General features: G+C 75.0%; 12 protein-coding genes. 4 read left to right on the top strand and 8 right to left on the bottom strand.

What is annotated here, in order from left to right; all coding sequences use genetic code 11:
• Positions 1 to 97: 97 nt before the first annotated feature.
• Positions 98 to 2,500, bottom strand: coding sequence for a CoA transferase (locus Ae150APs1_RS21055; RefSeq protein WP_249266417.1), 2,403 nt, complete (start codon positions 2,498 to 2,500; stop codon positions 98 to 100).
• A 281-nt stretch (positions 2,501 to 2,781) separates the two neighbouring features.
• On the opposite strand from Ae150APs1_RS21055, the gene Ae150APs1_RS21050 reads away from it, so the two are divergent.
• Positions 2,782 to 3,435 carry a TetR/AcrR family transcriptional regulator gene (locus Ae150APs1_RS21050; protein ID WP_170918114.1) on the top strand — a complete coding sequence of 218 codons (654 nt, stop codon included), beginning with the start codon at positions 2,782 to 2,784 and terminating at the stop codon, positions 3,433 to 3,435.
• Between the two features lie 21 nt (positions 3,436 to 3,456).
• Here the strand turns inward: Ae150APs1_RS21050 and Ae150APs1_RS21045 are convergent, their stop codons facing one another.
• The 5 genes from Ae150APs1_RS21045 to Ae150APs1_RS21025 are packed head-to-tail and all read right to left on the bottom strand — an operon-like array spanning position 3,457 to position 7,958.
• The gene (locus tag Ae150APs1_RS21045; RefSeq protein WP_075299809.1) at positions 3,457 to 4,056 is read right to left on the bottom strand and encodes a TetR/AcrR family transcriptional regulator; all 600 of its coding nucleotides are present in this window, start codon (positions 4,054 to 4,056) and stop codon (positions 3,457 to 3,459) included.
• 34 nt (positions 4,057 to 4,090) lie between these two features.
• Positions 4,091 to 4,516: an OB-fold domain-containing protein gene (locus Ae150APs1_RS21040; RefSeq protein ID WP_060573797.1), complete on the bottom strand. Its 426-nt coding sequence runs from the start codon at positions 4,514 to 4,516 to the stop codon at positions 4,091 to 4,093.
• Positions 4,513 to 5,694: a sterol carrier protein gene (locus Ae150APs1_RS21035; protein WP_075299808.1), complete on the bottom strand. Its 1,182-nt coding sequence runs from the start codon at positions 5,692 to 5,694 to the stop codon at positions 4,513 to 4,515. The genes Ae150APs1_RS21040 and Ae150APs1_RS21035 overlap by 4 nt, the downstream gene beginning before the upstream one ends.
• Positions 5,695 to 6,510 (bottom strand): crotonase/enoyl-CoA hydratase family protein, encoded by an 816-nt coding sequence (locus Ae150APs1_RS21030; protein ID WP_060722263.1) that lies wholly within the window; start codon positions 6,508 to 6,510, stop codon positions 5,695 to 5,697.
• Complete coding sequence (locus Ae150APs1_RS21025) at positions 6,507 to 7,958, bottom strand: aldehyde dehydrogenase (protein ID WP_075299807.1); 1,452 nt, start codon at positions 7,956 to 7,958, stop codon at positions 6,507 to 6,509. Before Ae150APs1_RS21025 ends, Ae150APs1_RS21030 begins: the two co-directional genes overlap by 4 nt.
• 240 nt (positions 7,959 to 8,198) lie before the next feature.
• Here Ae150APs1_RS21025 and Ae150APs1_RS21020 point away from each other — a divergent pair, with 240 nt between their 5' ends.
• From Ae150APs1_RS21020 to Ae150APs1_RS21010, 3 genes are read left to right on the top strand one after another with little or no spacing between them, the layout of a single operon-like run.
• The gene (locus Ae150APs1_RS21020) at positions 8,199 to 9,113 is read left to right on the top strand and encodes an enoyl-CoA hydratase-related protein (RefSeq protein WP_075299806.1); all 915 of its coding nucleotides are present in this window, start codon (positions 8,199 to 8,201) and stop codon (positions 9,111 to 9,113) included.
• Positions 9,110 to 10,027 carry an alpha/beta hydrolase gene (locus tag Ae150APs1_RS21015; RefSeq protein WP_075299805.1) on the top strand — a complete coding sequence of 306 codons (918 nt, stop codon included), beginning with the start codon at positions 9,110 to 9,112 and terminating at the stop codon, positions 10,025 to 10,027. The genes Ae150APs1_RS21020 and Ae150APs1_RS21015 overlap by 4 nt, the downstream gene beginning before the upstream one ends.
• Positions 10,024 to 10,170: a DUF1059 domain-containing protein gene (locus Ae150APs1_RS21010; protein ID WP_064485457.1), complete on the top strand. Its 147-nt coding sequence runs from the start codon at positions 10,024 to 10,026 to the stop codon at positions 10,168 to 10,170. Before Ae150APs1_RS21015 ends, Ae150APs1_RS21010 begins: the two co-directional genes overlap by 4 nt.
• A 121-nt stretch (positions 10,171 to 10,291) precedes the next feature.
• Here Ae150APs1_RS21010 and Ae150APs1_RS21005 read toward each other — a convergent pair whose 3' ends face one another.
• Positions 10,292 to 11,926: a 4Fe-4S binding protein gene (locus Ae150APs1_RS21005; RefSeq protein WP_075299804.1), complete on the bottom strand. Its 1,635-nt coding sequence runs from the start codon at positions 11,924 to 11,926 to the stop codon at positions 10,292 to 10,294.
• Positions 11,923 to 14,157, bottom strand: a complete 2,235-nt coding sequence (locus Ae150APs1_RS21000) for a molybdopterin-dependent oxidoreductase (RefSeq protein WP_075299803.1) — start codon at positions 14,155 to 14,157, stop codon at positions 11,923 to 11,925. Before Ae150APs1_RS21000 ends, Ae150APs1_RS21005 begins: the two co-directional genes overlap by 4 nt.
• Positions 14,158 to 14,214 lie beyond the last annotated feature (57 nt).

The raw sequence follows: 14,214 nt of genomic DNA, 5'->3' as shown, positions 1-14,214 counted from the left end.
GGTCGCCGGTGACACGCAACATGACAAACGACGAATATCGTCTCGCGGTAACGTAGCTAATGCGGGTGACGGCGTCGACCCCGGGTCGGGTGGAACCTCACCCGTTCGCCGAGCCGGGGTCGTGGACCTGCAGGACCCCCGCCTCGACGAGCTCGTCGACGACCGGATCCGGCAGGCCGAGCACCTCGGCACAGATCCGGCGGGTGTGCTCCCCGGGCATCGGGGCCGGGCGCAGCTGCGGGTCCGGCACGGTGGAGAACCGGGCGATCCGGGCACCGGTCGGGACCGCGGCGGACAGCTGCTCGTGCTCGAGCGTGTGGAACGCGTCGCGGGCGACGAGCTGCGGATCCGCCAGCTCGTCGGGCAGCCGCAGCATCCCGGCCGCGGGCACGCCGACCCCCTGCAGGATCTCGGCGACCTTGTCCGGGGAGTGCCCGGCGGTCCACCGGGCGAGGGCCTCCTCTATCTCCCCGCGCCGCGCCAGCCGCCCCTCGGCGGTCCGGAGGTCCGGATCGTCGGGCAGACCGGTCGCGGACGCGAGCCGAGGCCAGGTCTCGTCGTCACGGACGGTGATCACGCACCACTCGTCGTCACCCGCACAGGGGAAGACGCCGGAGGGTGCCGCACCGCGTCGCGCGTTCCCCTCCGCCGACTCCGTCCCGGGCCGCAGCGACGACCGTGCCAGGACCGGGCCCAGCGCGACGAGCGCCGCGTCGGCCTGGGCCGTGTCGACGGCGCCGCCCCGGCCGGTGCGGGCCCGCCCGATCACCGCGGCGAGCACCGCGACCGCGGTGACGTGCGCGGCCACGTGGTCGGGATAGACGGTCGACCCGTCGCAGAACGCGGCCGGGTCCGCGGGATCCGCCGCGGGGTCCCGCCAGAGCGCCGAGAGCCCGCAGGAGGCCCGCACGAGCGGCCCGTACCCCATCCGCTTCCGCCAGGGCCCGCGTGCGCCGAACGCGCTGCTGTCGGAGACGACGATCCGCGGATTGACGGCGGCGAGCTCGGCCCGGGAGAAGCCGAGCGACTCGAGCGTGCCCGGCTTGAAGTTGGCCAGGACGACGTCCGCCGTGGCGACCAGCTCCCGGAAGAGCCTGCCGCCCTCGGGGCTGCGCAGGTCGAGCCCGAGGCCCCGCTTGTTGCGCTGCCCCCAGGCGAACGAGGGGTTCATCCCGCCGCCCTTGCGGGTCTGGCGCAGACCGTCGGGGTAGGCGCTGTTCTCGACCTTGATCACGTCCGCGCCCTGGTCCGCGAACACCCGGCCCAGCTCGGCACCGAAGACGATGATCCCGAGGTCGAGCACCCGGACCCCGGTGAGCGGTCCGGCGCCGGCCGGCAGCGGAGGCAGGCCGAGGTCCCGGGGCGGCGCCTCGCCGAACCCACCGGCGTCGGTCCCCGGGCCCGGGGCCGGGGTGCGCAGGCCCGACCGGACGCCGTCGACGGTCACGTAGCCGGACGGCACGAGGGCCCGGAGGCCGTCGGCGAGCTCGGTCTCCACCAGCGAGCCGGTCTCCCGGAAGTGCTCCACCCCGAGCACCTCGTCCGGGCTCAGCATGCCCACGACCGGGATGCCGCGGGCGGCGCCCTCGGCGACGAGCTCATCGCGCGTCGATCCGGCGAAGAGCTCGGCGATCAGCGGATTGAGGCGGTCCGAGGCGGCGAAGCGGGCCGGGATGGCGTCGAACCGCGGATCGGCGAACTCCTCCGGCTCGCCGAGCCAGGCGAACATCGCACGCCACTGCCGGGCCGCCAGCAGGCAGATCCGCACGCTCCCGTCGGCGCACGGGAAGACCGGATAGAAGTTGGCCGCGTCGGGCCGGTCCCGGGGGAACGTCTCGGCGCGGCCGGCCGCGGCCGTGCCCTGCGCGCCGAAGGCCGGGTCGAACCCGTGCACGACGGCCTCGAGCGCGGACACGTCGACGTGCTCGCCCACCCCCGTGCGCAGCCGCTTCACGTAGGCGACCAGCGTCGCCCACGCGGCGTGCACGGCGACGAGCTGGTCGACGAGCCCGGCGGGCGGCAGCAGCGGGGTCCCGCCCGGCCGGCCCGACCGGCACAGGACGCCGCCGGCGGCGGCCAGCACGTCCTCGGTCGCCACCCGGTCGCGGTACGGCCCGGTGCGGCCGAACCCGGTCACCGAGACGACGACCAGCTCCGGGTTGACGGCGGCGAGGTCGTCCGGGGTGAGACCGAGCGCGGCGGCCTCGTCGTGGGTGAACGACTCGACGAGGACGTCCGCGTGGCGGGCCTCCTCCAGCAGCCGCTGCCGTCCCGCGCCGGACGCGAGGTCGAGGACGGTGCTGCGCTTGTTCGCGTTGCGCAGTGCGAACCCGAGCCGGTCGGCCCGCCCGGGCGAACCGCCCGCCGGCTCGACCCGCAGGACGTCGGCGCCGAGGTCGGCGAGGTAACGTCCGCAGCCCTCGGCCGCCCCGTCGGCCAGGTCGATGATCCGCAGCCCTGCCAGCGGGAGGCCGTCGTGCTGGATGCTCGTACCGCTCACGCAGTGCGCCCCTTCGGTCCCGGCCGCGTCGTCGCGGCCACTCACCCGGAAATCTAAAGAAGATAGATAAGAGGAGAGGCTACCTCCGCGCCCGAGATCACTACACCGGACACTCCATGTTTTTCGTATCACATGGCACCATGGACGGGCGGGACACGCACCAGGCGCCCGCGCGCGGGGGTCACGTGTCACGGCGGCCGTTGCGCCGTCCGGCCCAACGATCGATCATCGGTGCGTCCGGCGGCGGGGTACCCTGCGGTCGAGCTTCGAGAAGAGGTGCCATGTCGAAGAGCTCCGGTGGCGGTCGGCCCCGGGCCGCCCGGACACGGGTGTCCGACCCCGCGACGGCGATCCTGCTCGCCGCAGAGGCCTGTTACCTGCGTCTGGGTATCACCAAGACGACGATGGACGACATCGCGCGCGAGGCGGGGGTGTCACGGCCCACCGTCTACCGGCACTACGCCAACCGCGACGACCTGGTGCTCGGCGTCCTGCTGTCCCGCGCCCGTGACCTGCTGGAGCGGGCCCGCCGCTTCATCGACACCCGTGCGCGGATCGACGACAAGCTCGTCGACGGCATGATCTTCCTGGTCGACGCCGGCAGCCGCGATCCCATGCTCCAGCAACTGGTCAGCCTGGAGTTCATGGAGGGCATGCAGGCCCACCCCGAGGCGTCCCGGCTGCCGGTGACCCTGTCCGCGGAGCTCTGGGGCCCGATCGTGCAGGACGCGAAGGACGCGGGCGAGGTGCGCGCCGATCTCGACGTGACGGCGTTCTGCACCTGGCTGACCTACATCGAGCTCGTGGTGCTCAGCCGCACCAACCGGCCCGGCAGCACCGACGAGGCGCAGCGCTCCCTCATGCAGACCTTCGTCGCGCCGGCCCTGCACCGCGCCGGCACCTACGGCACGGTCCCGGTGCCGGCAGCCGGCTGAGCCGGCGGCCGGGCACCGGCGTCAGGCCGCGAGCGCCGGCAGCAGGAAGTCGCCGACGAGCTCGCGCACGCCCGGCCCGTCCGGGTCGAGCAGGTCCTGCCGCCCGATCATCATGAGCTCCAGGTCGGCCATCACGCCGCAGAGCTCCTGCGGGTTGATCTCGGGCCGCATCTCCCCCGCCTCCTGGGCGGCGATCAGGATCGGCTCCCACACCTCGAAGGACAGCCGCTCGGCGATCTTCCCCGCGGTGAGGATCCCGCTGGTGGCGGACAGGTTGTCCGGCTGGAGCAACGCGCTCAGGATCGGGTCCCGCCGCCCGCCGCGCACCAGGTAGCCGAGCCCGTCGACGATCTTCGACGGGAAGTCGGGGCGCCCGGAGATGTACTCCCGCGCCCGGACCCCGAAGATCCGTGCGCGGCGCGTGACGACCTCGACGACGAGCGCGTCCCGGTCGGAGAAGTAGCGGTAGACGGTCGGGCGCGAGACGCCCGCCCGGCGCGCGACGTCGTCCATCGTCGTACGCCGCACACCGAAGTCCAGAAAGCACTCCTCCGCGGCCACCACCAGCTGGCGCCGGGCCTGCTCCGGCCCGCCCGCGAACGGCCCTCGCCCTCGTGCCACGTCCGGCCCCTCCCTGTCGAAAACCCCGTCGATGTTAGCTGGTCACACCGGTCGCGACCGGCTCGAACACCGGCAACACCTCGCCGGGGTCCTCGGGAGCCCCCGAGCGGACGAACCGTGCCCGCACCGGGTCACCGGCGCTGAGCGAGCGGGTGTCGCCGACCAGGCGCACGATGATCCACGGCCCCTCCGCCAGCTCCACGACCGCACTGACGTAGGGCACGGCGTCGGCCAGGGCCGGGAGCGGGGCGCGGTGCACCACCGCCCAGCTGACCAGGACGCCGTCGCCGGAGACGGTCACCGGCTCGAGGTCGGCCGATCCGCTCGCGGGGTCGGTCCTGGCCTCGGGGGGCAGCACCGTGCCGGACGGGCCGCGCTGCATCAGCAGCTCCTCGCGGGCCGCCGCGTCGTAGAACGCGGCGCTCGTGTCGTCCCGCTCGACCTGGGGGAAGCCGGTCACCGTCCGCTCCTCTCGTGCGGGCTGAGCACCAGCGTGGAGTGGTGCTCGAGGATCCCGCCGTTGCCGCTGACCAGCACGACGTCGTTCCGGGGCGCCTGGCGGTCCCCGCCGTCGGCCCGCGCCTGGATCACGGCCTCGGACAGCGGCGTGAAGCCCCACATGTAGTACGATGACAGCTGGCCGCCGCCGGTGTTGCAGGCCAGCGTGCCACCGGGGGCGAGGCGCCCGTCGGCGACGAACGCACCGCCCTCACCCTTGGCGCAGAACCCGTAGTCCTCGAGGGTCACGAGCACCGTGTAGGTGTAGCAGTCGTAGATCTCGGCGACGTCGACGTCGCCGACCCCGACGCCGGCCATCCGGAGGGCCTGCGGCCCGGAACGGGCGGCCGGGGTGACGAGACCCCAGTCGGAGCCCGCCTGCATCCGCCGCGGGGCGTGGGCCTGGCCGTACCCCCAGACGTGTACCGCGGGCCGCGCGAGCCCGGCCGCGCGCTCCGCCGAGGTCACGACGACCGCGACGGCGCCGTTGCTCACCAGGCAGCAGTCCAGCAGGTGCAGCGGATCGGCGATCCACCGCGACTCCTGGTGGTCGGCGAGGGTGATCGGCTCCCGCATCTGGGCCAGCGGGTTGCGCGTCGCCCACGACCGCTGCGCGACGGCGATCTCGCCGAGCTGCTCGGAGGTGGTGCCGTAGCGCTCCATGTGCCGGCGCGCGCACATCGCGTAGAGGATGTTCGGGTTGGTCGCGCCCGAGGCCACCGACCACCCGGCGTAGCCGCGCACGGGCCGGCCCCGGCCGCTGCGCTGCGGGGCGCCGTAGGTCGAGCCCGCGGACTCCTTGGGCTTCAGCGGGCTGTCCGCGAACACGCACGCGACGGTGGTCGCCGTGCCCGCGGCGACGGCCTGCGCGGCCTGGGCGACCATCACACCCGCCGTCGCGCCGAACGCGTTCACCTGGTTCAGCACCGACAGGTCCTGCAGACCGAGGACGGCGGCGAGCCCGACCCCGACGTCCTGCTTGATCCCGGAGCTGACGAGCAGCCCGTCGAGATCGGTGAGCGCCAGGCCCGCGTCGGCGACGGCGCCGCGCACCGCCTCGGCCGCCAGCGAGGTCGAGGACCGGCCGTACACCTTGCCCATCGCGGTCGTGCCGAGACCGGCGATCGCCGCACCCGTCATCTAGCGCCCCTCCCAACGGGGAGCACGCTTCTCGGCGAACGCGGTCGGGCCCTCCCGGGCGTCCCGGCTGGCGAACACGACCTTCATCGCGTCGTCGCTGAGGGTCCAGGCCGGGTCGTCCCAGTCGGAGCCGGCGTCGCGGGAGCGGTGCACGACCTGCTTGCTGTACTGCACCGACAGCGGGGCGTTCTCCGCGATCACGCCGGCGAGGCCGAGAGCGACGTCGAGGGCGGTGCCCTCGGGGGCGACCCGGTTGACCAGCCCGAGCTCGTGCGCGCGGTCGGCGGGGATCGGCTCCCCGGTCAGCGCGGCCTCCAGCGCGACCTTCTGCGGGATCTGCCGGGCCAGCCGGATCACCCCGCCCGCCGCCGCCATCAGGCCGCGCTTCACCTCGGGCAGCCCCAGGGAGGCGGTCTCGTCGATCACGGCGACGTCGCAGGCCAGGACGATCTCGGTGCCACCGCCGAGCGCGAAGCCGTTGACGGCCGCGACGGTCGGCTTGTCCACCCAGTGCCGGGCGAGCCCGGCGAACCCCCGCTCCGGGTGGTCCCGGTCGTCGATCCGGTTGCCGCGGGCGACCTCCTTGAGGTCCGCGCCCGCGCAGAAGCCCCGGCCGGCGCCGGTGATCACCACGACGCGCACCTCGTCGTCGGCGCCGGCGGCGGCGAGCGCGTCACCGGCCGCGACGGACAGCGCGGAGTTCACCGCGTTCATCGCGCGCGGCCGGTTCAGGGTGATCAGGCCGACGTGGCCGCGCCGCTCGTAGGTCGCGGCCGGCTCGTCGGGGGTCTCGGCCGGGGTGGCACTGCTGGTCATCGGGACTCCGGGGTCAGGTAGACGGACTTGAGGTCGACGTAGGGGGCGAGGCCCTCCGGCCCGAGCTCGCGGCCGAGGCCGCTGGCCTTGACCCCGCCGAACGGCCCGAGGACGTCGAGCGCGTAGTGGTTGATGCCGACGGTGCCGGACCGGATCCGGTCGGCGATCGCCTGCCCCCGGTCGAGGTCGGTGGTCCACACGGTGCCGCCGAGTCCGTACTCCGAGTCGTTGGCGATCCGGACCGCGTCGTCGGTGTCGTCGTAGGGCAGGACGCACAGCACGGGGCCGAAGACCTCCTCGCGGGCGATCGCGCTGTCGTTGTCGACGCCGGCGAACACGGTGGGTTCGACGAACCAGCCCCGCTCCTGCCCCGCCGGGACGGCGCCGCCGGTGGTCACCCGGCCCCCCGCGTCCCGGCCCGCGGTGACCAGGCCGAGTACCCAGTCCCGCTGCGCCGCGCTGACCAGCGGGCCGATCCGGGTCTGCTTGTCGAGGGGGTCACCGACCGGCAGGGACCGGACGGTGTCGGTGATCGCGTCGACGATCTCGTCGTAGCGGCCGCGCGGCGCAAGGATGCGGGTGCACGCGTGGCAGGTCTGGCCGTTGTTGGCCAGCGAGACCTCGGGCAGCGCGGTGAGGAACGCGTCGAGGTCGGCGTCCTCGGCGAGCAGGGCGGCCGACTTGCCGCCGAGCTCGAGGGTGACGGGGCGGAGCAGCCGGCCGCAGACCTCGCCGATCGCCCGCCCGGCCGTGGTGGACCCGGTGAAGGCGACCTTGTCGACGCCCGGGTGCGCGACGAGGTGCGCCCCCGCCTCCCGGCCGCCGGGGACGATGTTCAGCACGCCCGGCGGGAGCCCCGCCTCCAGGGCCGCGTCGGCCCAGACGTAGGCGTCGAGCGCGGTCTCGGGGGCGGCCTTGAGCACCACCGTGCAGCCGGCGGCGAGCGCCGGGGCGATCTTCATCGCGGCGAGCGCCTGCGGGTAGTTCCACGGCGTCACCGCGGCGACGACGCCGACCGGGCCACGGCGGACCCGCACCCGGGCCAGCATGCCGGAGCGGACGTCGTCGGCGTCGAGGCCCTCGGCGAGGCCCGCGTAGTAGTCGAGCATCAGCGGCGGGCTGAACCCGTTGGCGCCGATCGACAGCGAGCGGGGCATCCCGTTCTCGCGGCTGACGAGCGCGGCGGCGTCCTTCGCGCGGGTCTTCAGCGCGGCCGCCAGCCGGCGCATGACGGTCGCGCGCTCGGCGCCGGTCGTCGCTCCCCAGGGGCCCTGCAGGGCGTCGCCCGCGGCGTCGACGTCGGCCGGGCCGGCCAGGGCCGCGCTGCCGAAGGCGGTACCGGTGGCGGCCTCCAGGACGTCGACCCGCTCCGTCCCCGCGGGCGGGACCCAGTCACCGCCGACGAAGAAGGTGCTGCGATCGACGGCGTTGGCGAGATCGTTCGACACGAACCGGTCTCCATTCCGCGCCCGGGGGCGCTGCGTCGCGTCCGGCGAGCGGACGGTATCCGGCAGAATATATGACAATCAACGTTGTATGTCTCACGGTATGCCACGCCGCGGTGCTTCCGCGTCCGGCACGCGCCCGGGCATACTAAAACTAATGTCTTATGGTTTATGGCCGGGTGCGCGGGAACGCCGTCCGGCCGTGTTGGCCCCGACCGGGGCCCCGGAAGCCGGAGGAAGGTCATGACCGCGACCGACACCCCGCCTCGCACCCAGATCCGCTACGAGATCACCGGCGCGACCGCACTGATCACCCTGGACCGGCCGGACCGGCTCAACGCCTTCACCGCGACCATGGCGGCCGAGCTGGTCGCCGCCTTCGACACCGCCGACGCCGACGACGCGGTGCGCGCCGTCGTCCTGACCGGTGCCGGCCGCGGCTTCTGCGCCGGCGCCGACCTGGAGCGCGGGACCGACACGTTCTCCGGCGACTCCGCCGGTGCGCCGCGGGCCGACCACGGCACCGTCGACGGCGTGGCCCGTGACCTCGGGGGTGTCGTCGCCCTGCGGATCGCCGCCTCCCGCAAGCCGGTGATCACCGCCGTCAACGGGGCCGCGGTGGGGGTCGGCGCGACGATGACGCTGCCCTCCGACGTCCGCATCGCCGGCGACACGGCCCGGTTCGGCTTCGTGTTCGCGCGGCGCGGGCTCGTGCCCGAGGCCGCGTCGACCTGGTTCCTCCCCCGGATCGTCGGCATCTCGCGCGCGATGGAGTGGGTCAGCACCGGTCGCGTGTTCGACGCCGGGGAGGCCCTGGCGGGCGGACTGGTCTCGCGGGTCGTGCCCACCGGCGAGCTGCTGGACACCGCGCTGTCGCTCGCCGCCGAGATCGCCGGGAACACCTCGCCGGCCTCGGTCGCGCTGTCCCGGAAGCTGCTGTGGGGCATGCTCGGCGCCGCGGACCCGTGGGAGGCGCACCGGATCGAGACGCTCGCGATCGACGAGCTCGGGCGGGGTGGCGACGTGGCCGAGGGTGTCTCCGCGTTCCTCGAGAAGCGGCCCGCCACCTTCGGCGACCGCATCGCCGACCGGCTCCACCTGGTGCCGGACTGGCCTGCGGCCCCGGAGCCGGCCACCACCGTGCGGAGCGACCGGTGACGGCGGGCGTCCGGGACGAGCCCGGCAGCCGCACCGTCCACCTCGACGGCGACGGCGTCCGGCTCGCCGCGGACCGGTGGGAGCCCACCGGTCCGGACCGCCGCGGCGCCGTGGTGCTGCTGCACGGCGGCGGCCAGACCCGCCACTCGTGGCGGCACACCGCGCGGCGCCTCGCCGCGGCGGGCTGGACGGTGCTGGCCCTCGACCTGCGCGGTCACGGGGACAGCGAGTGGTCCCCGGACGGCGACTACACCCTCGACGCGCACGTCGCGGACCTCCGGTCGGTCACCGGGACGCTCGACAAGCCCCCGGTCCTGATCGGGGCGTCGCTCGGCGGGATGACCTCGCTGCTCGCCTCCGGCACCGACCCTTGCCTCGCCCGCGGCCTGGTCCTCGTCGACGTCACCCCGACCACGGAACGGGCCGGGACGTCGGCGGTCACCCGCTTCATGCGGGCCGGGCAGGAGGGATTCCCCTCGCTGGAGGCCGTCGCCGACGCGGTGGCCGCCTACAACCCGCACCGTCCGCGGCCCCGCGATCCGCGTGGGCTGCTGAAGAACCTGCGGCGCCGGGCCGGGCGCTGGTACTGGCACTGGGACCCGCGGCTGGTCGACGAGCGGCAGACCGCGCCGGAGACGCTGTCCGCGAACGAGCGGCGGGCGCGGGCGGCCGCGCGCGACCTGGCGGTGCCGACCATGCTGGTGCGCGGCGCCGGGTCCGACGTGGTCAGCCCGGCCGGTGCGCGCGAGCTGCTCGAGCTGGTGCCGGACGCCTGGTACGTCGAGGTCGACGGCACCGGGCACATGGTCGCCGGGGACGACAACGACGTCTTCACCGGTAGCCTGCTCGACTTCATGGAGCACGTGGCGGTCGGCGCGGCCGCCGGAACCGGACGACCGGAGGGACGACCGTGAAGACCAACCTGACCTGCCCGTGCGGGGCCCGGATCCACGGCGAGGACGAGGACGACCTCGTCCGCCTGACCCAGGAGCACCTCGCCGCGAAGCACCCGGACCACGAGTACTCCCGGGACGAGATCCTCTTCATCGCCTACTGACGGCCACGCCCGGCAGACGCGCACCGAACCGGAGAACGCTCGCCCGATCGCGCGAGCGCCGCCGCACTCCATGAGCGTCTGCCGCGGGGCCTGGAGCCCGGGTGCGCCGGCCGTGGGCGGTTCAGGGGGTGGGGGGTGTCTGTGCGGCGGTGGTGCGCAGGGCCTCCAGGGTGACGATCTTGCGGCGGGGAGCGCCCGCGGCGCGACCGCCGAGCCGCTCGGCCCGGTCGATCGCCCGCCAGCCGGCCAGTCCGACCCGTCCGGGCCTGCGCTCGGCGAGGAGCCGGTCGAGGTCCGCCTCGGCGCCGGGCCCGGGGTCCGTGAGCCGGCCGGCCGCGTGGTCCTCCAGCAGGGCGGCGACGGTCTCGGCCGCGCACCCGCGGTTGGTCCCGATGACGCCGGACGGGCCGCGCTTGATCCAGCCCGTCACGTAGTGCCCGGTGAGCGGCGCCCCGCCGGGCTCCTGCAGCGCGCGGCCCGCGGCGTGCGGGACGGCCGCGCGGTCGTCGTCGAACGGCAGGCCGCGCAGCGGCGTCCCGCGGTACCCGATCGCCCGGAGCACCAGCCCGCAGTCCAGCAGCTCGGTCCCGCCGTCGGGGGTGCCGAACCGGACCCCGGCCACCGCCCCGGCGCCGTCGTCAACGATCTCCCGCGGGGTGCGGCCGAAGCGCAGCACGATCCGCCGCCGGTCCGGGTCCGGCGTGCGCCCCGCGTACCGGGCGACCGCCTCGGACTTGAGCCCGGCGGCGTACCCGTCCACCGGGCCGGTGACCGCCTCGCCGTCACCGACGAGCACCTGGACCCCGTCGATCCGGTCCAGTGCGAGCAGCTCCGGGGTGCTGAACGCGCCGTGCGACGCGTCGCGGCGGCCCACCACGTGCACCTCCCGGATCGCGCTGTCCCGCAGCGCGTCCAGCGCGTGCGGCGCGATGTCGGTGGCGGCGAGCGCGGTCCGGCCGGAGACCAGGACCCGGGCGACGTCGAGCGCGACGTTCCCGTTGCCGATCACCACGGCCCGCCCGGTGTCCAGCGGGACGTCCCGCCCGGCGTGGTCGGGATGGCCGTTGTACCAGGCGACGAGGTCGCGAGCGGGCAGACTGCCGGCCAGGTCCTCCCCCGGTACGCCGAGCCGGCGCTCGCCGGAGGCACCGACCGCGTACACCACGGCGTGGTGCCGGGCGAGCAGCTCGCCGGTCGTCAGGTGCTCGCCGATCTCGACGTCGAGGTGCAGCCGGACCTGCGGGCGGCGCAGCAGCCGCTCCAGCCCGTCGCCGAAGCCCTTCGTCGCGCCGTGGTCGGGTGCCACGCCGAAGCGGACCAGCCCGCCCGGGACCGGGAGCCGGTCGAACAACGTCAGCGACACGTCGCCACCGGTCCGTTCCAGCAGCTCCTGGGCCGCGTAGTAGGCGGACGGGCCGGTCCCGACCACGGCGACCCGCAGCGGCCCGGCGGTGTGCCGCGGCGCCGGGGCCGGGCGCCGGGCGCGGTCGGGCGCCGGCGGGAACGCCTCGAGGTAGGTCTCGGCGAGGCGCAGGCTCGTGCGGCCCTCGACGTCGAGCGCGTGGTCGCCGACGATCGCGCCGACCGGGCACACGTCCGCGCAGGCCCCGCAGTCGATGCAGGCGGCCGGATCGATGTAGAGGCTCTCCGCCGTCGTGAACCCCGGGTCGCCCGGCCGGGGGTGGATGCAGTCGACCGGGCAGACGTCGACGCACGCCGCGTCGTTGCAGCAGGTCCGGGTGATCACGTGCGTCATCGGGCCCCCTCCGGCACCGGGACGTCGGCGGGCGTCACCGTGACGCGCAGGCCGTTGAAGATCGGGGTCCCGGTGAGCGGTTCGAGCACCCGGTCGTCGACGAGCCGGTTGACGTTGGCCCCCGGCGCCGCCTCGGCCCGGTGCATCCGCAGCCCGGACCCGGTGTGCCCCCACCCGTGCGGCAGGCTCACCACTCCCTGCCGGATCGCGGCGCTCACCCGCAGCTCGGCGACGACGTCGCCGGGACCGGCGCTGATCCGGACCAGCTCGCCGTCCACCAGGTCCAGCCGCCCGGCGTCGTCGGGGTGCATCATCAGGCCGCCCGCGCCGTCGTCCCGGTAGGGCAGCGCGTTGTGCAGCCAGGAGTTCATCCCGCGGTGCTGGCGCCGGTTGATCAGGCGCAGGTCGGTGGCGGGCCCGTGCCCGATGCTCGACCGCAGCCGTGGGACGTCGGCGGTCAGCAGCGCCGGGGCGACGTCGATCCGGCCGTCCGGGGTGCGCAGCACCCCGGGCAGCCGCGGCTCCAGCGGGCCGAGGTCGACGCCGTCGGGGGTCCGCTCGAGCAGCTCCAGCGTCAGGCCCCCGGGATCGGCGCCGAACCGGTCGCCGAACGGCCCGCTGCGCACCCGCATGTCGACCAGGCGCTCGGGCCCCGTCCGCGGGGCGACGGCCGCGAGCACCTCGTCCTGGCCGGTCCCGCAGAGCCGGGCGGCCCGGCGGGCCGACTGGTCGGCGACCTCGTCGTCCATCACCTCGATCGGCAGGTCCGGGGTGCCACGGACGATCGCGGCGATCCGCAGCACCTGGTGCCACTCCGGCATCGCGCCGGGCGCGGGGGTGACGGCGGGCGGGCTGTAGCGGGCCACGTCGCGGATCTGGAAGTGGTTGAGCGTGAGGTCGATGTGCCCGTGCCCGAACAGACCGGGGGCGGGGAGCACGACGTCGGCGTGCCGGGTCGTCTCGTTCAGGTAGGTGTCGAGGCAGAGCAGGAAGCCGACCTCACGCAGCGCGCGTTCCATCGTGGCGCTGCCCGGGATGCTCCGCGCCGGGTTGCCGGCGATCGTGACCAGCGCCTGCACCAGCCCAGGGCCGGGGGTGAGGATCTCCTCGGCGAGGCAGGCGACGGACAGCTCGCCGAGCATCTCCGGCATCCCGCGCACGCGCGAGTGCCAGCGGCCGAACGGCGGCTGCTTCATGCTGCCGGGCCAGGTCGTCGGTCCCCCGCCGGGCGGCGTCGCGAACATCGCACCGCCGGGGACGTCGAGCCGGCCGGTGGCGATGTTCAGCACCTCGACCAGCCAGTTCGCCAGCGTGCCGAACTCCTGGGTGCAGGTGCCGATCCGGGAGTGGACGACGGCGGAGCGGGCGGTCGCGAAACGGATCGCGACGTCGCGGATCGTGCCGGCCGCCACCCCGCAGACGTCCGCCACGCGTTCCGGGGTGAAGGGCCGGGCGGCGTCGAGCACGGTGCCGAGGCCGTCGACGAGCGTGCCGGCCGCCCCGGTGTCGACGAGGCCCTCGGCGTCGATCACCGCGAGCATCGCCATGAGCAGGTGCGCGTCCGTCCCGGGACGGACGGCGAGGTGCTCGTCGGCGACCTCCGCGGTCCGGGTACGGGCCGGGTCGACCACGACCAGCGTGCCGCCCCGGTCCCGCAGCGCGTCCAGCCGCGCGCCGAACCCGGGGGCGCAGACGGTGCTGCCGTTGGAGACCAGCGGGTTGCTCCCGAGCAGCAGGAGGAAGTCCGTCCGGTCGATGTCCGGCAGCGACATCCCGATCCCGGTGCCGTAGAGCAGCGCGGTCACCAGGTTCTTCGGCCAGGTGTCCATGCTCGCCGGCGAGTAGAGGTTGCGGGAGCCGATCGCCCCGAGCAGGGCGGGCAGGTAGAGCGTGTGGTCGAGGTGGTGGGCCGCGGGGTTGCCGGTGTAGACGGCGACCGACTGCGGGTCGTCGGCCACCAGCGGCGGCAGCCGGCGCCCGATCTCGGCGAACGCCTCCGCCCAGGTCGCCTCGCGCAGCTCCCCGTCGCGCCGGACGAGCGGGACCGAGAGCCGGTCGGGGTCGTTGTCCAGGTCGGCCAGCCCGAGCCCCTTCGCGCAGGCGTGCCCGCGGCTGAACCGGTCGTCCGGGTTCGGGCGGACCGACCGTGCGACCCGGCCGTCGAACTCCATCAGCAGGCCGCAGGTCGCCTCGCAGAGCGGGCAGATCCGGTGCCGTTCAACACTAGACATGATGTGTCCAGTGTATCGCCGACCGGGTCGCCCGCCCATACCGATCTCGTCGCACCG

It is taken from the genome of Pseudonocardia sp. Ae150A_Ps1, from assembly GCF_001932315.1.
Classification (GTDB): domain Bacteria; phylum Actinomycetota; class Actinomycetes; order Mycobacteriales; family Pseudonocardiaceae; genus Pseudonocardia.
This window is presented reverse-complemented; position numbering and strand designations above follow the sequence as displayed.

Bases quoted from the DNA above. Each gene is read 5' to 3' on its own strand.
- Ae150APs1_RS21030 (WP_060722263.1), bottom strand. From the start codon at position 6,510: ATGACCAGCAGTGCCACCCCGGCCGAGACCCCCGACGAGCCGGCCGCG.
- Ae150APs1_RS21000 (WP_075299803.1), bottom strand. From the start codon at position 14,157: ATGTCTAGTGTTGAACGGCACCGGATCTGCCCGCTCTGCGAGGCGACC.
- Ae150APs1_RS21005 (WP_075299804.1), bottom strand. From the start codon at position 11,926: ATGACGCACGTGATCACCCGGACCTGCTGCAACGACGCGGCGTGCGTC.
- Ae150APs1_RS21050 (WP_170918114.1), top strand. From the start codon at position 2,782: ATGTCGAAGAGCTCCGGTGGCGGTCGGCCCCGGGCCGCCCGGACACGG.
- Ae150APs1_RS21020 (WP_075299806.1), top strand. From the start codon at position 8,199: ATGACCGCGACCGACACCCCGCCTCGCACCCAGATCCGCTACGAGATC.
- Ae150APs1_RS21035 (WP_075299808.1), bottom strand. From the start codon at position 5,694: ATGACGGGTGCGGCGATCGCCGGTCTCGGCACGACCGCGATGGGCAAG.